Source organism: Bradyrhizobium sp. BWA-3-5, assembly GCF_032917985.1.
GTDB lineage: Bacteria > Pseudomonadota > Alphaproteobacteria > Rhizobiales > Xanthobacteraceae > Bradyrhizobium.
Map to the genome: position 1 here is coordinate 5675844 of NZ_CP136626.1, position 22456 is coordinate 5698299.

20 protein-coding genes, 4 pseudogenes and 1 riboswitch are annotated in these 22456 nt (G+C 59.7%); of the genes and pseudogenes, 6 read left to right on the plus strand and 18 right to left on the minus strand.

What is annotated here, in order from left to right; translation table 11 throughout:
- Window positions 1-76: 76 nt before the first annotated feature.
- Window positions 77-293: riboswitch (cobalamin riboswitch) on the minus strand.
- Between the two features lie 39 nt (window positions 294-332).
- Entirely contained in the window at window positions 333-998 is a 666-nt protein-coding gene (cobO, locus tag RX331_RS27360) for a cob(I)yrinic acid a,c-diamide adenosyltransferase (protein ID WP_317252737.1), read from the plus strand.
- 23 nt (window positions 999-1021) lie between these two features.
- A pseudogene (locus RX331_RS27365) lies at window positions 1022-2471 on the plus strand (cobyric acid synthase).
- 10 nt (window positions 2472-2481) lie between these two features.
- On the opposite strand, the gene cobD reads toward RX331_RS27365, so the two are convergent.
- Both cobD and cbiB read right to left on the minus strand, forming a co-directional pair.
- Complete coding sequence (cobD, locus tag RX331_RS27370) at window positions 2482-3447, minus strand: threonine-phosphate decarboxylase CobD (protein ID WP_317252738.1); 966 nt, start codon at window positions 3445-3447, stop codon at window positions 2482-2484.
- Between the two features lie 11 nt (window positions 3448-3458).
- Window positions 3459-4400, minus strand: a complete 942-nt coding sequence (gene cbiB / locus RX331_RS27375) for an adenosylcobinamide-phosphate synthase CbiB (RefSeq protein WP_317252739.1) — start codon at window positions 4398-4400, stop codon at window positions 3459-3461.
- A gap of 125 nt (window positions 4401-4525) precedes the next feature.
- On the opposite strand from cbiB, the gene cobU reads away from it, so the two are divergent.
- The 3 genes and pseudogenes from cobU to bluB all read left to right on the plus strand — a co-directional run bounded on the left by cobU (window position 4526) and on the right by bluB (window position 6513).
- Window positions 4526-5029, plus strand: coding sequence for a bifunctional adenosylcobinamide kinase/adenosylcobinamide-phosphate guanylyltransferase (gene cobU / locus RX331_RS27380; RefSeq protein ID WP_317252740.1), 504 nt, complete (start codon window positions 4526-4528; stop codon window positions 5027-5029).
- Between the two features lie 64 nt (window positions 5030-5093).
- Window positions 5094-5881, plus strand: a pseudogene (cobS, locus tag RX331_RS27385) (adenosylcobinamide-GDP ribazoletransferase).
- On the plus strand, window positions 5881-6513 hold the full coding sequence (bluB, locus tag RX331_RS27390; protein WP_317252742.1) for a 5,6-dimethylbenzimidazole synthase: 633 nt from the start codon (window positions 5881-5883) through the stop codon (window positions 6511-6513). Before cobS ends, bluB begins: the two are co-directional and overlap by 1 nt.
- A 455-nt stretch (window positions 6514-6968) precedes the next feature.
- Here bluB and RX331_RS39065 read toward each other — a convergent pair whose 3' ends face one another.
- From RX331_RS39065 to RX331_RS27460, 15 genes and pseudogenes are all read right to left on the minus strand, one after another.
- Complete coding sequence (locus tag RX331_RS39065; protein WP_317258392.1) at window positions 6969-7349, minus strand: type II toxin-antitoxin system PemK/MazF family toxin; 381 nt, start codon at window positions 7347-7349, stop codon at window positions 6969-6971.
- On the minus strand, window positions 7303-7545 hold the full coding sequence (locus tag RX331_RS27395; protein ID WP_317252743.1) for an AbrB/MazE/SpoVT family DNA-binding domain-containing protein: 243 nt from the start codon (window positions 7543-7545) through the stop codon (window positions 7303-7305). The genes RX331_RS39065 and RX331_RS27395 overlap by 47 nt, the downstream gene beginning before the upstream one ends.
- Window positions 7546-7833: 288 nt before the next feature.
- Window positions 7834-8862 (minus strand): IS110 family transposase, encoded by a 1029-nt coding sequence (locus RX331_RS27400; protein ID WP_317252744.1) that lies wholly within the window; start codon window positions 8860-8862, stop codon window positions 7834-7836.
- A 203-nt stretch (window positions 8863-9065) separates the two neighbouring features.
- The gene (locus RX331_RS27405) at window positions 9066-9572 is read right to left on the minus strand and encodes an LOG family protein (protein WP_317252745.1); all 507 of its coding nucleotides are present in this window, start codon (window positions 9570-9572) and stop codon (window positions 9066-9068) included.
- Between the two features lie 37 nt (window positions 9573-9609).
- Entirely contained in the window at window positions 9610-10335 is a 726-nt protein-coding gene (locus RX331_RS27410) for an isopentenyl transferase family protein (RefSeq protein ID WP_317252746.1), read from the minus strand.
- Complete coding sequence (locus RX331_RS27415; RefSeq protein WP_317252747.1) at window positions 10336-10917, minus strand: hypothetical protein; 582 nt, start codon at window positions 10915-10917, stop codon at window positions 10336-10338. It abuts the gene before it with no gap.
- Between the two features lie 232 nt (window positions 10918-11149).
- On the minus strand, window positions 11150-11872 hold the full coding sequence (locus RX331_RS27420; protein WP_317252748.1) for a hypothetical protein: 723 nt from the start codon (window positions 11870-11872) through the stop codon (window positions 11150-11152).
- Window positions 11873-12568: 696 nt separating this feature from the next.
- Window positions 12569-12700, minus strand: coding sequence for a hypothetical protein (locus RX331_RS27425; RefSeq protein ID WP_317252749.1), 132 nt, complete (start codon window positions 12698-12700; stop codon window positions 12569-12571).
- A 429-nt stretch (window positions 12701-13129) separates the two neighbouring features.
- Window positions 13130-13858 (minus strand): PDR/VanB family oxidoreductase, encoded by a 729-nt coding sequence (locus RX331_RS27430; RefSeq protein ID WP_317252750.1) that lies wholly within the window; start codon window positions 13856-13858, stop codon window positions 13130-13132.
- 262 nt (window positions 13859-14120) lie between these two features.
- On the minus strand, window positions 14121-15194 hold the full coding sequence (locus tag RX331_RS27435) for an aromatic ring-hydroxylating dioxygenase subunit alpha (protein WP_317252751.1): 1074 nt from the start codon (window positions 15192-15194) through the stop codon (window positions 14121-14123).
- Between the two features lie 213 nt (window positions 15195-15407).
- Window positions 15408-15845: a VirK family protein gene (locus tag RX331_RS27440; protein ID WP_317252752.1), complete on the minus strand. Its 438-nt coding sequence runs from the start codon at window positions 15843-15845 to the stop codon at window positions 15408-15410.
- Window positions 15846-16384: 539 nt separating this feature from the next.
- A pseudogene (locus RX331_RS27445) lies at window positions 16385-17032 on the minus strand (5-methyltetrahydropteroyltriglutamate--homocysteine S-methyltransferase); the annotation flags it as partial.
- 1 nt (window position 17033) lies between these two features.
- Window positions 17034-17285: pseudogene (locus RX331_RS27450) on the minus strand (cation:dicarboxylate symporter family transporter); the annotation flags it as partial.
- Window positions 17286-17660: 375 nt separating this feature from the next.
- Entirely contained in the window at window positions 17661-18230 is a 570-nt protein-coding gene (locus RX331_RS27455) for a hypothetical protein (RefSeq protein WP_317252753.1), read from the minus strand.
- Between the two features lie 216 nt (window positions 18231-18446).
- Window positions 18447-18785 (minus strand): hypothetical protein, encoded by a 339-nt coding sequence (locus RX331_RS27460; RefSeq protein ID WP_317252754.1) that lies wholly within the window; start codon window positions 18783-18785, stop codon window positions 18447-18449.
- Window positions 18786-19344: 559 nt separating this feature from the next.
- Here RX331_RS27460 and RX331_RS27465 point away from each other — a divergent pair.
- Complete coding sequence (locus RX331_RS27465) at window positions 19345-20802, plus strand: IS4 family transposase (RefSeq protein ID WP_317252632.1); 1458 nt, start codon at window positions 19345-19347, stop codon at window positions 20800-20802.
- Between the two features lie 46 nt (window positions 20803-20848).
- On the opposite strand, the gene tnpC is transcribed toward RX331_RS27465, so the two are convergent.
- Complete coding sequence (tnpC, locus tag RX331_RS27470) at window positions 20849-22441, minus strand: IS66 family transposase (RefSeq protein WP_317258116.1); 1593 nt, start codon at window positions 22439-22441, stop codon at window positions 20849-20851.
- Window positions 22442-22456: the final 15 nt, after the last annotated feature.

The window sequence follows — 22456 nt, forward strand, 5'->3', positions numbered from 1 at the left end:
ATTTGGCGGAGGCGATGAGGTACGCGAACCAATGACACACGGGTTCGCTCCCCGTCGCGGAACACCCCGTCCGCCGGTGGTCAATCGGTGCGCTGGCAGGTCTCCCGGCTTGCGGAGCAGGTTCTTCCCTCGATCTCCACCTTCCCAACCCTTAAAGGTCAGTGGCTCTTGGAGATCTCTCCGGTCACGGTCGCGGGGGCGGCTGCGCTTCAGGCTCGAGCTTTGAGGCTAGAGCCCTATCGCATTCCCTCTTCGCCTGTCGTAGGACAGGAACCAACGCCACCGCACCATTTGCCCAAGCGTGCAACTTGTCAAGCCAAAGGGACGTGCAGATGACTTCCGGATCTGATGCTGCTGAGGAAGAAACCGCGATCTCCGAATTCGCATTGGATGCCCGCCATTCGGCAAAAATGGCAAAGAAAATGGCAAAGAAGAAGGCCGCGCGCGACCGGATGATGTCCACCAAGAGTGGAGAGAGGGGGCTCATCATTGTCCACACCGGGGCAGGCAAGGGAAAATCTTCCTTGGCCTTCGGCATGATCATGCGGTGCCTCGCGCATGGCTTTTCCTGCGCCGTCGTGCAGTTCATCAAGGGTGCATGGGACACTGGCGAGCGCCGCCTGCTCACCGGACATTTTGGCGAACTGTGCCAATTCCATGCGATGGAGGAAGGCTTTACCTGGGAAACGCAGGACCGCGTCCGCGACATCGCCGCTGCCCGCACCGCATGGGAAAAGGCCAAGCAGCTGATCGCTGATGAAGCCTTGCGCATGATGGTTCTCGACGAGATCAATATTGCGCTTCGCTACGACTATCTGGAGATCGGAGAGGTCGTTGAGTTCCTGAAGAATTCAAAGCCGCCAATGATGCATGTCGTCCTCACCGGACGCAATGCCAAGCAGGAATTGATCGACGCCGCCGACCTTGTCACGGAGATGACGCTCGTGAAGCATCCCTTCCGATCCGGCATCAAGGCCCAGCCCGGCGTTGAGTTCTGACCAAGCAATCGGGATTCGATTCGATGGCGCGCGCATTGATGATCCAGGGAGCGGGTTCGGACGTGGGCAAGTCGCTCATCGTGGCCGGCCTTGCCCGCGCTGCCACCCGGCGCGGCAATCGGGTGCTGCCGTTCAAGCCGCAGAACATGTCGAACAATGCCGCCGTGACGGTCGACGGCGGCGAGATCGGACGCGCGCAGGCATTGCAGGCGCAGGCCGCAGGTGTCGAGCCGCATACCGATATGAATCCGGTCTTGCTGAAGCCGGAAACTGATGTCGGCGCCCAGATCATCGTGCACGGACGCCGCGTGGCGACGCTGCGCGCGCGCGTGCATACGCTGCGATGAAGCCATCGCTGATGGCGCCGGTTCTCGAGAGTTTCGCCCGTATCAAGGATCGCGCCGATCTTGTTCTCGTCGAGGGCGCCGGCAGCCCCGCCGAGGTCAATCTGAGGAGCGCCGATATCGCCAATATGGGCTTTGCCCGCAAGGCCGACATTCCCGTCGTGCTGGTCGGCGATATTGATCGCGGCGGTGTCATTGCGCAGCTCGTCGGAATCAAGGCCATGCTCGATCCCGACGATGCGGCCATGATTCGCGGCTTCGTCATCAACAAGTTCCGCGGCGATCCATCACTGTTCGATGACGGCTACCGGCTGATCGAAGCGCGCACATCGTGGCGGGGCTTTGGGGTCCTTCCCTACTTCGCCTGCGCTCGTGAACTTCCGGCCGAAGACGCGCTTGGGCTTACCGGCGCACGCAAGGCAGGCAAGTGCAAGATTGTCTTTTCGCGCTGTCGCGGATCGCGAATTTTGACGACCTCGATCCACTGAAGCTCGAACCTGATGTCGACCTTGTGATGGTCCGGCCTGGAGAAGCAATCCCTGGCGATGCAAAGCTCGTGATCCTGCTGGGCTCGAAGTCGACCCGCGGCGAGCTCGCCTTCCTGCGCGCCCAAGGTTGGGACATCGATCTTCTTGCGCATCATCGTCGCGGCGGTCATGTTCTTGGCGTCTGCGGCGGTTACCAGATGCTCGGACGCAGTGTGGCGGATCCGGAGGGAATTGAGGGACCGGCGGGCGAAACTCCCGGTCTCGGACTCATCGACGTAACGACGGTGATGACGCCACAAAAGACTCTGAGCCGCGTCACGGCGGTCCACGCTGCGACGAACCGGCAGATCGAGGCTTACGAGATTCACATCGGACATACCGACGGGCCGGATCGTGCACGGCCATTTGCTTTGCTTGGCGGAGCGCCGGAAGGCGCGGTATCCAGCGACGGCCGCGTGTATGGCAGCTATCTGCACGGCCTGTTCGCTTCCGACAGTTTCCGCAAGACATTTCTCGCACAACTAGACATTCCGGCCGCGGACCAGCAATACCGCGCCAGGGTGGAGAGCGCGCTCGATACGCTTGCCGATTACATCGATACCTATCTCGATGTCGAAGGCCTGCTTACGCTTGCCCGCTGAGGAGGGGCGATCAAGGCGAGATTGTGGCGGAAAACCGCGCCCATTCCGTCTCGTCACCCGGCAAGCCAAGCCGCAGCCATCCCGGCCGCTTCCCAAATATGCGCGACCATATCTGGTGGCGCGCGAGCTTCTGCTGCGCGGCGCGTGCCTCGCCAGTTTCATAGAGCCGGAACAGCGGCGTGCCGCCGACCAATGTCCAGCCCTGTGATTGCACTTCAGCATCCAGGCGGAGGCAATCGCGTGCCAGACGCGTCGAGGTCGCGTTTGCCCAATCGCGATCAAGCAAGGCGCGCCGTCCGATCACAATCGCTGCACCCGAAATCGGCCACGGGCCGACCATCGCGGCCAGCGCAGCGACATCGGCCTCGCTGCCGAGCGCGAAACCGAGGCGCAGTCCCGCAAGCCCGTAGAATTTTCCGAACGATCGCAGGAGTAACAGCCCCGGCCGTCCCGCCTCGGGTGCCAGCGACAAGCCCGAAACGGCATCAGCGAAGCTTTCGTCGACGACGAGTCGACCGACGCGCGGCAAAAGCGCCAGCAGTTCGCTTGGATCAAAGCATCGGCCGTCTGGATTGTTGGGATGGACGACCACGGCGATATCCGCTCCCTGCAGCCCTTCGAGATCAAAAACCTCGGCCACGTCCCAGGCTGCCGCGGAAAAAACCGCCGCGTATTCGTTATAGGTCGGCGCGAGAATCCGCGCCCGACCGCGCGATGAAAGACTCGGCAACAACTGGATGGCCGCTTGTACGCCACCGAGCGCCACGATTGGTGCCTTGGTGGCGTAGTTCTCTCGCGCTGCTCGATGCAGGGACTCGATATCGGATCGCGAAGGCAGTGCACTCCAGGACCTGGGCTCGACCTCACCCACCGGATAGGGCTGCCGGTTCATCCCGGTTGAGAGGTCGATCCAGTCCTGCGCGCGCCCGCCGAATCGGTGCACGGCAAGATCGAGATTTCCACCATGCTCGGGCATTGCCCTCTCTGTCATGCGAAAGCCAAAATCGCAAGCGCACCGGCCAACAGAACCATAGCGCGGACGTACAGCGTCAACCCCTGCCGGATGTCAGCAGCGCGCGGATCGCGTGCGCCCTCGTTGAGCCAGGGTTCGTCGGCGATGCTTCCATGATAGATGCGCGGCCCGCTGAGCCGCACGCCCAGCCCGCCGGCCATCGCTGCTTCCGGCCAGCCGGCATTGATCGAGCGATGACGGTTGGCATCACGCGCCATGCAAGACAACGAGTTCGAGGGCCGCGTCGCCAGCACCATAAACAACAAGCCGGTGAGTCGCGCCGGTACGAAATTTGCGAGATCGTCGATGCGCGCGGCGGCCCAACCGAAAGCTTCATGGCGCATCGTGCGATGGCCGATCATTGAATCGAGCGTATTGATCGCCTTATAGCCAATGATGCCTGGCAGCCCGAACAACGCCCCCCAGAACACAGGCGCCACAATGCCGTCGGAAGCGTTCTCGGCCAGGCTCTCGATGGCCGCGCGCGCGATGCCGGCTTCATCGAGAGTTGCGGGATCGCGTCCGACGATCTGCGCGACCGCCGCACGTGCGGCTACGATATCACCGGATTGCAACGGGTAAGCAACAGCGGCCACATGATCATAGAGCGAACGCAGCGCAACGAGTGGCCATGCGAGAACTCCCAGGAGCACGATGCGGCTCCATTCAAAGGCAAGCGCGACTTGGACCACCCATCCAATGCCGGCCGAAAGCCCAATCACGAAAACAGCGACGGCTGCGCCGGCGATCCGCCGGACTGCAGGCGTGTCGATCGTCCTGTTGAAGCTGATATCGAGGATGTTGATCAGCCTGCCCAGCCAGGCGACGGGATGACCAACGCGGGCGAACAGTCCATCGGGCCATCCCAACACGCCGTCCACCATCATCGCCACAGCCATCGCTCCCGCAAAGCCCATGCATCGTCTCCGTCATGAGTCCTGATGCACAAGAATTCTGGATCAAGGCAAGCCTATTTCGCCTGATTTCGCCTTTGTCTTTGCCGGAGATTGGTGATTAAAACTGGCCTTAAGCGGAGGACGTCATGGCCATCATACTCATCACGGGCGGCGCCCGATCGGGCAAAAGCCGGCGCGCAGAAGTCCGCGCCCGCGCCTTTCCGGGGCAACCCGTCTATATTGCCACGGCAGAGGCGCTCGATGAAGAAATGATCGAGCGAATATCAAAGCATCGAATGCGACGAGGAAAGGAATGGCTCGAGCGCGAGGTTCCGCTCGATCTTGTGCAGGCGCTGGTCGAAACCGATGGCGGCGCTGCAAGGCTGGTCGATTGTCTCACGCTCTGGTTGTCGAACCTGCTCCATGTGAAGCGCAACTGGTCGCATGAGGCTTCGCTGCTCGCTGACGTGCTCGCCCGCCAACGCAGCCCGGTCATCATAGTCACGAACGAAGTTGGGCTCGGTATCGTGCCGGACAATGCGTTGGCGCGCGCATTCCGGGACGCGGCTGGTATCATGAACCAGACGATTGCCTCCGTCGCGGACGAGGTCGAATTCGTCGTCGCAGGATTGCCGATGAAGCTGAAGTAGCGCCGCGCTTTGGAATTGCAACGTTGTCCAGTGAGCGAGCTGACGGTTCGAGGGCTGAAGACAAATGTATCGTTTCGAACTTCTCAAGGGCATCGTCACTGACCTGAGAAACGCCATTTGGTCTCCACGATTCTGCCTTTCGGGCCGGCGAAGCCGGTCACCGATGCCGATGTTGCCCGCGCGGGCTGGTCGTTGCCGATGGCCGGACTTCTGGTGGGCCTTGCCGGAGCAGCGATCTATTCGATCGCGCGCGAGGTCGGTTTGATGCCAGGCCCCGCCGCCATGCTGGCGCTGGCGGCCACGGTCCTTGTCACCGGCGCGATGCACGAGGACGGTCTTGCCGATACCGCCGACGGGCTCGGCGGCGGCCGGACGCGCGAGCGGAAGCTCGAGATCATGCGCGACAGCCGGATTGGCACCTATGGCGCGTGCGCGCTGATTGCATCGCTTACCTTGCGATGGAGTGCGCTCGAAACGATCGCAGAGCCAAAGTCGATTGCGGCTGCGCTATCCGTTGCACATGCGGCTGCACGCGCCGGCTTGCCCGCCTTCATGTGGCTGATCCCGCCGGCGCGATCGGACGGGCTTTCGGCCGGAGCCGGACGACCGCCGGGACAAAGCGCGGCCATTGCATTTGCTCTCGGGGCTCTTTGCCTGCTTTTCGGTTTCGGGCCGAGCAAGGCGATGATCGGAGTGATTTTGTTGGCGCTGGTCGGGCTGATACTGGCATGGCTTGCCACAAGGCAGATCGGAGGACAGACAGGTGACATATTGGGCGCGTTTGAGCAGATTGGCGAGATCGCGATTTTGCTGATGGCGGCCGCCCTCCTCCACAGGGAACTGCGACCCTGATGGTCCCGTTCGACGAAATTTTTCGCCGGCAACTGCGCGACCTGTTCGTGTGGCGCCGCGACGTGCGGCGCTTTCGTACCGATCCTCTGCCGAGCGATGCCATGGAGCGGCTCATTGAGGTCGCCTGCCTTTCTCCTTCGGTTGGCCTGAGTCAGCCTTGGCGGTTCATCATTGTCGAAGACCAGGCGAGACGCAGCGCTGTGATCGATGACTTCAAGACATGCAACGCCGATGCGCTGCATTCTTTTTCAAGCGAACGCGCCGCGCTGTACGCGACCCTGAAGCTCGCCGGCCTCGAAGAGGCGCCCGGTCATCTGGCCGTGTTCGCGGACAAGGCAAGCGATCTCGGTTATGGCCTCGGGAGTGCAACGATGCCGGAAATGATCGAATATTCCGTCGCCGCGGCCATCTGCTGCATGTGGCTCGCCGCACGCGCAGAGGGCATCGGACTTGGCTGGGTGTCGATCCTGAACCCTGAACGCATCCACGAGATTCTTGAAGTACCGGAGTCCTGGAAATTCATTGGCTATCTCTGCGTGGGCTATCCCCAGGGAGAGTTTGATCGACCCGAACTTGAACGCGCCAACTGGGAATATCGGCGAACGTCGAAGGAATTTACGGTTCGACGCTAACCCATTGGCGGCAGCGATCGGTCGAAGAATAGAGATTTGTAGTGTCTCAGTTTGCCGAAGTGAACTTTTTGGTTAACTCAGTATGGCTCTACGCCCCTCGCCTGCCAGCAGGCCAGCATGCTATCATATGAGCCTGGGTCAGCTTTCCGATAGTGATGTTTTGGGCTCGAGTAGGCGGCGGCACAAAGAACTCGCAGGCAGACCGGCCCTCGCCACGTCACGAATCAGCATGCCGGCTCGCTGTCGCTATGGTCATGCCTCCGGGCCCGAGAGTCCACGCAGAACGCAACTATCCCCGGTGGTTGTCCCGATTTTAACTTGTGGAAAGCTCTGCATCTGGACAATCCGTCCCGGGGACGAAGTCTTGAAGCGGACGCTCAAGATGAGGCAGAAGCCGCATAAATCTTCATTGGGGAGAAAAAGAGAAGCCCCGACCAGTGAAAAGAGGCGGGCGATCAGAGCGGGATTAGAGTTCTGATTTTGGCAATTGTTTCTGCAATTACCGCATCCGTGGCGCGGCCACGATGCTGCGATCTCCTGTCAAACCAAGAGATGCTCTTCACCTGGTCGCTGATTACCCATCCCGTGACTCCGCAGCCATCGGGCAGCTCGACCTGGAAGTTGTTAAGTTTGTCTTGAGATGTGATTGGGCACGCGACGCACAGGCGTGCAAATTGGTTGTAGCGCTTTGGACTCAAAACTAAAGCGGGGCGCCAGCCATCTTGCTCGCGTCCCGCCTGTGGATGAAAGTTGAGCCAAATGATATCGCCCCTATCTGGGCAATACGGCTCACCAGATTTCGTTGCCGACTGGTCCGTGAGTGTTGATTTCGCCATACACGTTCTCTGCGGTCATGCCCTCTAGGAGCTCGTCCAACGTGTAGACCGGACGATCCAAGGGTGTCACGACCAAAGAGCCGCCTTTGACCTGAATATCCGCAGCTTTTCCCTCGAAAACTTCGAGTTCTTTGGCTAGGCCAGAAGGAATACGAACGGCTAAGCTGTTGCCCCATTTGGAGAAATGCGCGTTCATGGCAGTACCCTACGGAAAGCTGTCAGAGCCCCAATGGCTCGTCGATACAATGACGATACACCAGTTTGGTTCCAGATGGGAGTATTTCAATACCGACCGCCCTATTAATTTCTGTTACCATTGATATCTGTGACCTTTGTCACTTAGATTGACTAGATCGCCATCGCAAGTAGACCCTCATAACAGCGCAGACGGCCGCAGTGCGGCTGGAAAGGGGTCAGCAAGTGGCTACCGGAACCAGGATTGAATATTTTCAGAAAATTGCTGTTGAGAGATCGTTTTTCAGGATCAGGCTTCCTTCGCCTGACCCCAATCGAACGGTGTGCCATCGACCCAGACGCAGTGAAGGATCACGGCGATCTTGCGGACGATGGCGACTTTTGCCTTTCTCATGCCAATTCGCTTGGCAAGCTTTATTCCCCAAGCCTTGAGAGAAGACCATTTCTTGGTCCGATAAAGCAGCACCGTCGCCGCCTCGAACAGGTAAGTCCGGAGCAGACGGTCGCCCCATCGGGATATCTTGCCGTTGATGTCCGTTTCACCAGATTGGCTGCGCCGCGGTGTAAGACCCAGATAGGCGCCGACGCTTGACGCCGATCGGAAGCGCGATGGATCGTCGATCGTGTGGCGGAACGTCAAAGCAGTCACCACGCCAACACCAGGAACCGTCATTAGACGGCGCGTCGTCTCATACGACTTCGCCAACTGGCGGACTTCGTTGTCGAATGTGCCTTGTTGCTTGCAGATCTGCTCATGGATCGACAGAAGCGGCGCGATCGCACTGAGGAGCTGATGATCTTTACCCAATAGCTCGCGAACCTGATTGCGGAATTGCAGTCCGATCGCACGGGGGAACAGCAAGCCGTATTCTTTGATGAGACTGCGGACCTGGTTCTCGATATCTCGACGAATGGCCACGAGCCGGGATCTCGCCACGAGTATCGCACGGATCTTCTGACTTTCCTCGCTCTTGACCTTGACTTCTCGATACCAGCCAACCCGTACCAGTTCGGCCAGACCTCGAGCATCGTTCTGATCGCTTTTGTTCATGCGCACTGACAAAGCCGCGTGCGCATGCCGAGCGTCGATACAGACCACTGGAAGATCAACCCTACGAAGCTCGTGCCACAGCCAACTCGCCATTGCCCCGGTCTCAAAACCAATGCGCTCGGCGTGTGGAGCCCGCTTCCGAAGCAGTGCCGTGAGCGCCCCGGGGTCGGACTTGGCCTTTCCCTCGAACAAGACCTGACCTACCTCGTCGAGCACACACACTGACGTTTCATTCTGCGAGACATCCAGCCCAACATATTGCTTCATAGCCCCTCCGATTCGTAAGATTGTGGAAGGCTTGAAGATAGCGGACCTTTCGTGCCGCGGGCGCCGGCCGCAATTACGTCATCGTCTGCAATATTGACCCCCTAAGCCGGGGGATCGGCGTCCAAAATTTGCAGGCCGATTGACACTGCTTGCCGGCGTGATCGCTTTTGCGCCCGGTGCGCTGAAGGACCGGCACGACCTCATCAATGCGTTCGACCGAGATCCAGACTTTCATGAATTCCGGCGGCGTGGCGTTTACGGTGTGCTAGTTCGAACAGCGGCTGCCAGAACCCCTCGCGATCATAAAACACGACGGGCTTGGCGTGTAGACCGAGTGGATGCCACAAAATCTCTACGGCCTCTTCCGAAGTCCCGATGCTGCCCGGCAGCACGACAAACGCATCGGAACGTTCGAACATCAGCATCTTGCGGTCATGCATGTTGGCGACAACGACGTGCTCCACCGTTTCGAGCGCCCGTTCCGGAGCAGTGAGGAACTCAGGGATAATGCCGAGCACGCGCCCACCGGCTTCGTGCGCGCGCGTGCGCAGGCTCCCATCAGGCCCGTGCCGCCACCGGCACAGATCAGCGTCAGCCCGGCTTGGCGCAAGAGTTAGGCCGAGGCGAACTGCGGAAGCCCGATAAGGCAGGGCGGCCTCATCTGTCGACCCGCAGAAAACACCAACAGATTTCACGAGCGTCAACGCCAATCGGTCCCTGCCGTTACCCGCGCTGCGCTCAGGCCATCTACTTGTGGCGGCTGCCGAAGCCCGTCACTTTCCAGCTCAGCGGCAGCTCAAGGAACTCCCGCGTCTGCCAGCGGGCATGGTCGAGGTACTCCTGGGCGATACCCTCGACGAGTTCTTCCCTAGTTTCAGCATCAAGGCTAAGCAGCCCCGCGACCGGCAGTGCTCGCTCGGCGGCGAAGCGGATTGCAACTCGATAGCCGTCAATATCGGCGAGAGCTTGATGCAGGCGCGGATCCCGCCAAAGCTCGACGAGTTCTTCCAACAACGAGGCTCGCCCCCCTCTGCGCTCAAACATCTCCCGCACGCGAGCACGGGCGCGGCTCAGGAACTCGGTTGGGTCGCCTAGTTCGAACCGATCCGACCGCCACTGAAAGCAGTCCCAATATTCATCGGCAATCATTGTGTTCAGCAACGAGACCGAGCCCCCTTCTAAAATGATCAGCCGGTGGCGAAGGGCGCATTCGGCGACCCGTAGCTTCAGCAGTTTGTGTGCTTCGTGCGCCGGGATTACGCCGTTGATAAGCTTCCGCGAGCAGACATAAATCCTTTGTGTGCCCCGCAGTTCGGCGGGTGTTGGCCGACCGCTTCCGGTGGGTATTTCGGCACAGCACTGCACCCGATCCAGCGATATCACCGGCGCGCCGGTCCGTTCGGCAGCGGCCACGGCGGCCGCCGTTTTTCCTGTGCTCGTGGGCCCCCAGATGAGATGAAGAATAGGATTCATTTATGCATCACCACGCATCTGGATCTGATTGGAGAAGCCGCGCCTAGTTGATGGCGCAAGCGTCGGGAGATAGCTGTGGAGCACCGCGACAACCTGCTCGCAACCACCCCTCTTCCATCCGTATGAAAACAGCAAACCGCTGGTCCTGCGCCCCGTAGGAACCGAGAAAGCCCATTCCACACTTTTCTCGCCCCCCACCAAACGGAGTAGATCCAGGCCAATTGCGGGCTCGATAGCATCGTAGAGCAGACATGCGCGCAGGCCCGGTTTCGCCAAGGCACTGAATAAATGAGCTTCGTGGTCCAAACGCGAGGATGAGAGGGGCGCTGTTGGATGGACGCAGGCGATGTCATTCTCCTCAATGTCGCAATTTGCTTCATTGACCGCGGAATGCAGGAGGACAAGACGCTTTCCACCAATTCGCGTTGGCAGCGTGCACCCGTGACTTCTGGTCCGCCCGGCGACCCAGGCCAACAACTCGGAAAAAACCGTAGCGAACTCAAAATCCTCAAAGCTGATGGCCTCCATGAGGCACAGTAACTGGAGGAAATCGGGAACATGGTTTGCGTCATACAGGGCCATGGAATCGCCTCCTTGAGTAGCAGTTGTGGGGCTCGGGTCGCGGGCAGCGACACGCGTCGGGTTCAACGGAGGAGAGCATCGCTCGTTGTCGCGCGTCTGCGTGCACTCAGCCCTCAGTCAGCGTTGCGGTATCGTGACTGCAACCGCCGCGCCAACGCCGACCCAGCTGTTTAGGCTGTTGATTGATTGAATTAAAATGGCGCCGTCGTGAAATCAACCGACATGTACGATGTCAGACACCGGACACAAGTCGCTGGCTGCGCCGGCAGGGAAAATGGCGGAATTGCCAGCGAGCAATTTCTCTGGGGCAACGCTCTGTTAGCTTCGGGAGACTTGGTTGCGGAATAACACAGAAGGCTCCGCCAACAGGCCTTCTCTCTGTGCTCATGGGGAGGACTCGGAGCAACGGTATCCGTCCGGTGAAGCTTTCAATACCCACAAATTCGACTCCGGCCATGGCGCCCAGCGCGATGTCAGTGAGGCGTGACAGCCCGCGCCACATAACGGTATTGCCAGGCGGCGGATCGCTGGCGCGGGCGAGATAACCGCCGAGCCGGGCGATCTTGATCAGATAGTGCGAGAGCGTTTTCTGTCTTGCTTTTGGGTTGTCGTTGACGAGGCCATCGAGCACGCCGATTTCAGTTGCAGTCAACGCGAGGGTTGGCGGTGCGTCTGGGGCGGAACGGTTGAGCATCGTCATCCAGAAGACCCGCCAAGTCAGGATGCAAAACAGCGAGATCAGATTGGTCAGACGCTGGGCAGTCCTGAGCTTCGACTCCTCAGCTTTGCAGCCCGATTTGAGGATCTTATGGAACACCTCGATCTTCCATCTCAAAGCATACCATTCGAGCTTCTCAATGGCGTCGGCCCGGGAATCAACAGGCAGGTCGGTGATCAGCTTCCAATCGATCTTCTTTCTGTTTTTTGGCGTCCCGCGCTCTTCGGCATGGATCACCGTCCCAACCTCCTGAAAGCTCACATCTAGAGAGGAGCGGGTCGGTCAATCTCCGGAAGCGTGATCACATCGTTGGATGCGTCGACAACCCGCATGACGGCCTGACCTGATCCATCTTCCCGGCGAACGGACTTCGCTTCGGGAAGGCTGGTGTCGTGCCCTGCCCCGAAAACTTACTTCTAATATCCGTTTTTGCTGCAAGTGTCCTAAGTTGAATTTCCCGATAGCCGAGCGAGCGCTTCCTGCGGCGAAACGCCCAAAAGGCTCGTGGGGCTGGTCGGTATCCGTCCGGCGTAGCTTCAATTACTCACAAATTCCCCTCCGACTATGGCGCTCAGCGCGATGTCGGCTAAGCTCGACAGGCCGCGCTACATGACAGGATTGCCGAGCGGCGGATCGCTGGAGCGGGCGAGATAGCCGCCGAGCCGGGCGATCTTGATCAGGTAGTGCGAGAGCATTTTTTGCTTTGGGTTTGTCGTTGACAAGGCGATCGAGCACGCCGATTTCAATCGCACTCAACGCGAGAGGTGGCAACGCGTTTGGGGCGGAACGATTGAGCATCGTCATCCAGAAGACCCGCCAACTCAGGATGCAAAGGAGAGATCAGATTGGTGAGGCGCTGGGCGGTGCTGAGCTTCGACTCCTTAGCTTTGCGACCCTATTTGAGAATCTTATGGGGCACCTCGATCTTCCATCTCAAAGCATCCATTCGAGCTTCTCAATGGCGTCGGTGCGGGAACCAACAGCCAGGTCGGTGATCAGCTTCCAATCGATCTTCTTTCTGCTTTTCGGCGTCCCGCGCTCTTCGGCATGGATCACCGTCAGCATCAGAGCGGGATAGCGATTCTACTTTCCGATCGGCGGCCGGATGCGAATCTTGCGATATCTGATTTAAAGAACGGCCCCGTCGCGATCGCCCTTGCTGTTGCTGACTTCGATGCCATGGCCCCCTTTGACAACGACCTTGTCCATTCTCGTCGACAATCGTGTGATCCCCGTCCAGCCAGACGGTGAGCCAGATGGGCGGCGATGCGGGCGAGGACATCAAGCCTGCGGGTCGAAGCCGTTCCTTTTTCGCCGATTATGCGACTGCCCAACTATGCCGAATGGTTTTGGGGAGGGCCCGTCGTTTGCGACGTACTTGCGGCTGGTCGAGCGGTCGTCGTCCCGGCTCCATTCGGCTCAGCTTGGCGTGTTATAGCGCCTCAAGGAAGGCGAGCAGGCGGTCACCACAAAATGCCATTGGCATAACATAGATTACGGGGTCGGAATTCGATCGGGTGTATCGACGGTAATGCAACCGCTCTTTGCGCGCGACACGCAGGTGCACAGCTTCCCGTTCGTCGCCCGCTCCTCGCCGCTGAAAAACACGTCGCGATGATCGACCGGGGCCGACGCCTCCAGGATCGGCAGGACGCACAGGCCACATTCTCCGCGTCGGCAACCGAAGATCATGTCGACGCCGGCATCTTCAAGCGCGTCCAGTATGGAGCGGTTGGCAGGAACGTCGACTTCGAGACCCAGTCGGGGAATTTTAATCTTGAACGGCGCGTCCGCAAAGTTGCCGGCATTGCCAAACGTCTCGTAGCGGAGGTGCGCCACGGGCCTGCCTGCTTCGTACCACAGGCGCCTGACCGCCTCCAACATGCCGAACGGGCCACACACATAGAGCTCGCCGCGCGGATCGAGTTGGGCGATCTCGCCGGCGATGTCGATGCGCTGTTCCTCTTCATCGACGAAGAGCTGAAGCCGTTCGCCAATATGACGGGCTAGCTCGTCTGCGAGCGCCAGGTCGCGGCGGCTGCGCGCGGCATAGAGCAGGCGAAACTTCGCGCCTGCTTGCTTCAGCGCCAGTGCCATCGTGTAGATCGGCGTGATGCCGATGCCGCCGGCAAGCAGCAGATATTCCGGCTGGCCGTAGCTCAATTCGAAGCTGTTGCTCGGCGCGGAGATCGTAAGCCGTTCGCCCGCCTTGAGGCGCCACATGCCGATAGACCCGCCCCGGCTGGACGCGAGCCGTTTGACGGCGATGCGATAGAGTCCGTCCGGACAAGGTCCCACCAGCGAATAGCTTCGAAGCTGCGGCCGGCCGTCAATGAGCACAACGACGTCGATGTGACTGCCGGGCGTTCCGGTGACGAATGCGCGGTCCGCCTCGATTTCGAAGAGAAGGACGTCAGGAGTAAGCTCGCGCGTGGCGCGAATGCGCGCGCTAACCCATTCGATCGGCTTGACCATAACTTTTCGCTCACTCGGTCGCAGCGTTTGCGATCATGCTGGTCTGTTCGTCGGCCAACATCCCGGCGATCAGCCGCCGTGCCCAGAGCGCGCCTGCATCGATGTTGAGATCGTAGAAGGGCGAACGCGGGTTCTTCTCGATCGCGGCCTGCTGCGCCTCCAACACCCTGTGATCCTGATCGTAGACGCCCGCTCCGCCATTGACGTGGGCGAGCTGGAGCTCTCTCGTCAATTCCGCATCATTCCTGCGATAATTTCGGACGAAGTTCCAGAAATAATGGCAGGTCGTCTCGGTCTCGGGGCTGATCGCCGCCAAGAACGCACCGTTGACGCCGTGCGAGCGCTCGCCTTGCGGCGCGCCCGTACCTGTCGGCGCCACGCCGACGTCGCCGACGACGACCGACGGTGCCTGGAACGTCACGATCTGCCAGCGATCGACACGGCCCGGCCGTCCGAGCTGGCGCGCCCAGAACGGGGGCGGCTCAATGTCGATCATCCAGCGGGTCATCGTCGCGGTGTCGCCAGTGTGGGTCACATCGAAGGGCGCGGCCGTGATCGCCTCGTCGCCGATGCTGTCAGCATGCACATAAGTCTCGTGCGTGAGGTCCATGAGGTTATCGATTACAAGGCGATAGTCGCATTTCAGCTGATAGAACGTGCCGCCCTCGCCGACCCATTGCCTGCCGTCGTTCCAGTGAAAATTCGGAATTTTTGCAGGGTCCGCCAGCGCGGGATCACCGGGCCACAACCAGACCAGCCGATGCCGCTCGGCGACCGGATAGACGCGTACGCAGGCTGACGGATTGATCGTCTTCTGCGCGGGCATGTAGGTGCAGCGGCCGGCCGAATTAAAGACCAGCCCGTGATAGCCACACATAACGTCATCGCCCTTGAGATGTCCTAGCGACAGCGGCAGCAGCCGGTGCCAGCAGGCATCCTCCAGTGCGGCGATCACGCCGTCGGTGAGCCGGTAGAGCACAACGTTCTTGCCGCAGATGGTGCGGGGGGAAAGCTCGCGGCCGATTTCGTGGCACCATGCAGCCGCGTACCAGGCGTTGAGCGGAAAAGGCTTGGATACGTTCATGGGTAGTGTCTCTCCCTGGTCCGGTCGATGTTCGCCGGCTTGTCTCAACCCATTCCAGCGGCCCGCGCCTTGCCGCTCTTGGCACGAGACGTGCCTCGGCGGTCAATCATCACCCTCAGATGACATACTTCGCAATTAGCAAGCCACGCCGCTCGAATTGTTTGTCAATGAGCTACAGGCATGGCGAAGCCTACAACCTGACACGACATTAGATTACCAGACGAACTTCGCGCCCTCCGGCAGTTCGCAGACAAATTCGCCCTGGGTCGCGGCTTCGGCCGCCCCGGCGGCCAGCTTCGAGGCTCGCACCGTGAGCTTGCCGTCGCGGCTGAGGCTGTGGCGAATGTATTCCGTCACCGGGCGTCCCGAGCTGTCCACAGTTTGATGCGCATTGGCGAAGCTGATGCCATTCTGGGCGGTCACCCTGAAGGCACTGATAACCAGCCCGCCCTGCACGGCCGGCCCGGGCTTGCCGCCATCTACGGTGGTACACCGGTTGAGGTCCAGTATGAGCTTCACATTCTTGCCGGCGTGCAAAGCACTGAGCACCTCGGCGTATTTCGGCGAGGGCTCATCAGCCTGGGCCATCGTGCTTACGCTTGCAGCCAGAAGCAAGGAAAACAGGATCGTCAGGTTTCCGTTGAGCTGCATATGCTCTTCTCTCCACTTGAACCACAGGCTGCGCGAGCGCCAACTTGCCCGATGTCCTATCGCAAACAGCTTCGTGGAATCCAGACATCAGGCACGTTCGCCTCGCGACAACTACACGTGTCGCAACCGCGCGCAAGTGGTTGCGAAGGCTAATCTGACGTCACAAACTCGTATGTAAGGTTTGCGAAGTGGAGTCACAATTTGTGACACCCTCTGCACTATTTGGTCCAGCGGTCGCGGCGCCGAAAGGACGAATGGCACTCAAACACGCGATCGGCCGGTCTTGCCGTCATTTCGTCATCCTGCCTTTCCGGAGGTGCCGAAATGTCGCGCGAGCAGTAGCTCGGACGTTTCGGTCATCTCGATGCGCTGGGGTCGCCGCCGACCAACGCGAGCACGGTGCGATTCCCGCCGCGCCACGTGCTGCCGACGAGCGCGATGTTGATGTGGATGGTCTGCCCCGTTTCAAATCGAGTGATTTTTTGATCCAGAACCGCATGGCTCCCCCTCTTCGATCCGGGCCAGGCGGACGCCCGCCGTTACGCTAGCACCCTCAGCTCGCGCGCGGCCGCAACCGTGTTGGTAAGCGCCGGCCTCACCTCTTCCCATTTGCGCGTCTTCAGGCCGCAATCCGGGTTGATCCAGAGCTGTGCATCCGAGAGGCGCTGCCGCGCGAGCTTGGTACCCGCGGCGAATGGATATCATAGACGCCGGGGCCGATCTCGTCGGGTAGCGGTAGTGCTTGAAGGCGTCGAGGACCTCCATCTTGGAGCGCGATGTCTCGATTGAGATGACGTCGGCATCCATCGCACCGATCGCGTCGATGATCTGGTTGAGCTCCGAACAGCACATGTGGGTGTGGATCTGCGTCTCGTCGCGCACGCCCGAGGAGCAGATGCGGAAGATCTCGACGGCCCAGTCGAGATAGCTCTTCCAGTCGGATTGCGCAGCGGCAGGCCTTCGCGGAGCGCCGCCCCGTCGATCTGGATAATCCCGGCGCCGCCGGCCTCGAGATCGGCGACTTCGTCGCGGATCGCCAGCGCAATCTGCCGGCAGGCCTCGCTGCGTGGAATGTCGTCCCGGACGAACGACCAGTTGAGGATAGTGACCGGACCGGTCAGCATCGCCTTCATCGGCTTTGCCGTCAGCGACTGCGCGTATGTCCACCACTCGACGGTCATGGCTTTTCCGTCCGACCTTCTTGGCATCTTGGATGTCGGCAATGCCCGAGACCAGGGTGCAGAAGGTGATCGGCGCGATCACCATCTTGATCAGCTTGATGAAGCCGTCCCCGAGCGCCTTGATCCATTCGTTAGTAGCAAAGTTTGGCCACAGCCAGCCGACGATCGCGCCGAGCACAATCGCAATCAGCACTTGAACGTAGAGGATTCGGTCCCACGGTTTTGAGGCGCTCGGCGTTACCGGGCCTGTCGTCGCGATCGTTGCCCCATTACGTTGATATCCCCTCTTCTTTCCTGCATTGTCGCTTAAGCGTTGCGTCGCGCATCCGATGATATGGATCTTCCAAGATCTCACGTTCTTTTAGGAAGTGGCATGCGAGCGTACAGAAGAGCCATCCTAGGACTACGTCCTCACCCGATTTGGACGCGTTCGTTCGAGTTGGAGTGTACACTGCGCATAATAGCCTTCGTTCATCCGAAAAGACGAGTTGCTCTCCGTCGAAGAGACCGGAGTTCTCGCCTTTCATTTGTTGCCGAAATTCAGATCAGCGAGAGACATGCACGCCAGTCCGGTAAACCCCGAAAGGATTCCGCTTTCGCTCCAACCACATCCCGAGACGACACCAATACTTAATCAAACGGCAGAGGCAATTGCGATTATGAACCTAATGAAGGGACCGAGCTCGATCTTACTTATGACTGCGCGTCCAAAAATGAGTCTGGCGATCTCTGTTCGGTTCGTGGGAGTTCGCAGATCTTTCGGTAGCCCCGCGAAGGCTTCATCAAAAATTCTTCCCAAATCCGAAAGCTGTTCTGGATCGTATACGATGCTTTGTTCCCGGATTAGTTGCCCCACTCCACCGCTTGTGACCGCACTGCCGGTTAGCTGCTCGCGCTCCGGGCAGAACCCGAGTCGTGCCGCTATCAACTCGCTTGTAAGTTCGTTGAGCGCTTGCGCCGCCTCAAGCGCGTTCTTGCCTTCGCAGATCAGTCTTGCAACCTCTTCTATTTGCTGCTCGATGCTCTGCTTGAGGTGCTGCACGCGCGCATCGCAGCGATGAACGTGTACAGCAGGTTCTACAGGCTGCGGTCCAGTGAGGTTCGGATCTGGACCGATCTTAACTTGGATCAACGTGACAAATTTGACGAGATTCTGCAGAGGAACGGATAGAAATCGAAGTGGGAGCGCATAAAGCGCTGTCACCCAATGATGTCGTTTCAGGCGCTCTATTGGCCTCGGTTTTCTAGACCCGTACACTGTCATAGTCATGACTGCCTCATGAATTGTTCTGGCATGAATTCGGAATCAATGCACGCCAGCAGCTCGCTGTCGCGCGAGCACTTAGCTTCTGTACTGAGACATGCCGGCCCGCAGAGCGCGAACGTCTGATGACGGCCCCTAGTAATCGACAATCAATTTTCACGATCTGCTATGTTTTAGTTGCATCTCAGCCGGCGCTTTGACTAGCAGCAGTTGTTCCGATTGGTAAAATAGATTGTTCTGATTGAAGGCATTCACAGTTTGGATAGAAAGACGGAGCCAATTAGCTTCATTAGAAAGTGAAGGCGCGGCCTTCGAAACTTGTTTGACGGCCGACGAATGCACGACGACTGTCTCTGGACAGACGATTTGAGAGGTCAGGACTGTCAAACCGCGCGTTCGTCCGGCGCCAAGCTGTTTGAAGCGCGGATACTGGCGTGCGCCAACGCGCGCGGCCTCTTCGTCAACAACGCGCGAACGCTTCAGGGCACGTGCCACCCCTGGTTTGATGGCCTAGACCCGACTGTTAACTTCTCTCCGCAATGGCGTGATTGACCTCTGCGTTTCCCTCGAAACTAACTAGGAGCACATCACTCTGAGCAACAGGATTGTGGCCAGTCCTTCCGTCCTTCCGCACGATCACCTCTTAGCTTTGCAACACATCATCTGCGGAACCCGATTTGAGGCGCCAGACTGTTTTGCTTAGGATGCATTTTGAGTTGGGCCGAGCGTCGAGCGCAAAGCTGTCACGCGCCTCACTATTGCGCATCTCAGAACGGGCAGCGCATCTGGATGATGCGCAGCACGTCTAACCGAGCGCGAAACGGACCGCCTTTGCGGCCGTTCAAATCTCTCTGCTGAGACTCTGGGCCGACAACAACGAGAGCACTCGCACATAACTACGAACGGCTAGATGCATTTAGCGTAACCGTCCGGTGAGGCTTTCAATTACCCATAACTTTGACCACTCGGACTGATCCGCTGATCGGCGAAATCTTGAGTCGAAAGAATCACTTGTGATTCCTTGCTGAGCACCTGATTCGCGAGGGGGTGCTCTATGGGGCTGAGATTAAGGGATCGATCGACAAAAGGCTGTTTGCGATCCTTGGAAGGTGAATGTTGGATTGATCGAGAGACCAGTGGATGCGAGTTTAGGGACGCGCGGCTCGGCGACAGATTCCGCAAACTGCTCACGCAGATTGGAAGCGCCATGGGACAAAGCATTCCGCTCGTCTGCCAGGATTGGGCGAATACCAAGGCAGCCTACCGCTTCTTTTCTAATGACCGGGTCAGCGAAGCGGACATTCTGGCCGGCCATTTCCAATCGACACGTGATCGTGCCGCCGCCGCTGAAGGTCTCGTTCTTGTGCTACACGACACAACCGAATTTAGCTATCAACGCGAAAAGTCAGAAGCGATCGGCATCACCAAGCGCATAAACAGTGGACGAGATAAGGCGGGCCGCCTCAGATCGCACACGGTTTGCGGCATCCTGATGCATTCGAGCCTCGCAGTTACAATCGAGGGTGTGCCGCTGGGGCTGGCGGCCATTAAGTTCTGGACCCGGAAGAAATTCAAGGGGACGGCAGCGCTTAAAAAGAAGATCAATCCGACCCGGATTCCGATCGAGAAAAAGGAAAGCGTCCGGTGGTTGGAAAATCTCAAGCAGTCTACGCAACTCTTGGATCATCCGGGACGATGCATCCATATCGGTGATCGCGAGAGTGACATCTACGAGCTTTTCTGCGCAGCACAGGAGATCGGAACGCATTTCCTGATCAGGACCTGCGTCGACCGCTTGGCTGGAGACGGGGATCACACGATCGCCGACGAAATGGACGAGGTCGCCGTCAAAGGGCTCCATCGCATCGGGGTCAGAGACAGCAACGGCGATCCCGACCAGGCCGTTCTTGAGATCAGGTATCGCAAGATTCGCGTCCTGCCGCCGATCGGAAAGCAGAAGCGCTATCCCGCTCTGACCCTGACGGTGATCCATGCCGAAGAGCGCGGGACGCCGAAAAACAGAAAGAAGATCGATTGGAAGCTGATCACCGACCTGCCTGTTGGTTCCCGCACCGACGCCATTGAGAAGCTCGAATGGTATGCTTTGAGATGGAAGATCGAGGTGTTCCACAAGATCCTCAAATCGGGCTGCAAAGCTGAGGAGTCGAAACTCAGGACCGCCCAGCGTCTGACCAATCTGATCTCGCTCTTTTGCATCCTGAGCTGGCGGATCTTCTGGATGACGATGCTCAACCGTTCCGCCCCAGACGCACCGCCAACCCTCGCGTTGACTGCGACTGAAATCTGCGTGCTCGATCGCCTCGTCAACGACAAACCAAAAGTAAGACAGAAAACGCTCTCGCACTATCTGATCAAGATCGCCCGGCTCGGCGGTTATCTCGCCCGCGCCAGCGATCCGCCGCCCGGCAATACCCTCATGTGGCGCGGGCTGTCACGCCTCACCGACATCGCGCTGGGCGTCATGGTTGGAGGAGAATTTGTGGGTAATTGAAAGCCGGTGAGGGCCGCACGGGTAGTCGCGTGGCGCGATGGTCCGATCAAGCAGCGGACTGAACAGGGGTATTCTTCCATTCCCAAGGCAGCAGTTCATCGAGCCGACCTTGCGGGGTGCTGGCGATGCGGGCCAAGATGTCCGCCAACCAGGCCTGCGGGTCGATGTCGTTGAGCTTTGCCGTCATGATTAGCGTCGCCATGATAGCGGCGCGGTCGGCACCACGTTCGGAGCCGGCGAAGAGCCAGGACTTGCGGCCGAGGGCAAAGCCGCGGAGCGCGCGCTCCGCCGCATTGTTTGTCAGGCAGATCCTCCCGTCATCGATAAAGCGAGCGAACCGGTCCCAGCGGCGCAGCATGTAGTCGATCGGCTTGGCGACCGCGGACGAGTTCGACAGCCGAGCGCGTTGCTCGCGCAGCCACGCTTCCAATGCCGTTAAAAGCAGGGCACTTCGTTCTTTGCGCACCCGCAGCCGCTCTTCGACGCTTTGGCCGTTGATGCCGCGCTCAATATCGAACAGCACGTCGATGCGCTTGACCGCCTCCAGCGCGATCGGCGAGATCGCCGTGGCGTTCTTGCCGCGTCTCGCATTGGCGGCGATGTCCGCCAGCTCAAAGAACTGCCGCCTGGCATGCGCCCAACAGAGTGCGGGCGTGACCGGTCCCTGCGCGCGCGAGGCGTCATACAGCTCGTTATAGCCGCTATAGGCGTCGGCCTGCAGGATGCCGGTGAAGCTTTGGAGATGCCGCGTGGGATGCTCCTGCCGTCGATCGCGCGAGGCGTAATAGAGCGCGGCCGGCGGCGCCCGGCCAGCAAACGGCCGGTCGTCGCGAACGTAGGTCCAGATATGTCCCTTGACCGTCTGGCTCTTGGCCAGGATCGGCACCGTGGTGTCATCGCCGTGCAGCCGCTCGGCGGCGAGGACATGGCGCTCGATGAGCCGATAAAGCGGCTGCAGGACGGTCGCACAGGCGCCGACCTGGTCGGCCAGTGTCGACAGGCTCAGATCGATGCCTTCCCGGGCGTAGCGCTCGCTCTGCCGGTTCAGGGGCTGATGTTGGCCGAACTTCTCGAACAGGATCATGGCCAGGAGGTTGGGGCCGGCGAAGCCGCGTGGAGTCACGTGGAAGGGCGCCGGCGGCTGGGTGATCGTCTCGCAGTCCCGGCACGAGAACTTCTCGCGCACCGTCTGGATCACCTTCCACCGCCGGGGAACGACCTCCAGCGTCTCGGTAATATCTTCGCCCAGCTTTGATAGCTTCGATGAGCCGCAGCAGGGACAGCTCTCCGGTGCGGCGACGACGACCCGCTCGCGCGGCAGATGATCGGGGAACGGTTTGCGCGACGGGCGCTTGCGCTGGAAGGACTTGACGGTCTGCGTCCGAGCCGCCGCCCTCTCAGCCGCCAGCTCGGCTTCGGTTGCGGTTGCTTCCAGCTCTTCAAGCTGAAGCTCCATCTGCTCCAGGAGCCGTGCCTTGCGCTCCGAGCGGCTGCCGTAAATCTGGCGACGCAGCTTCTCGATCTCGAGCTTGAGGTAACCGATCAGGGCCTCGGTCGCCTTCGCGTTGGCAGCTTCCGCTTTGGCGCTCGCCGCGACCGCTTCCGCCTGAAGGCGCGCGGCGCGCTCCGCGCGGATCATCGCATGCGCGGCGGC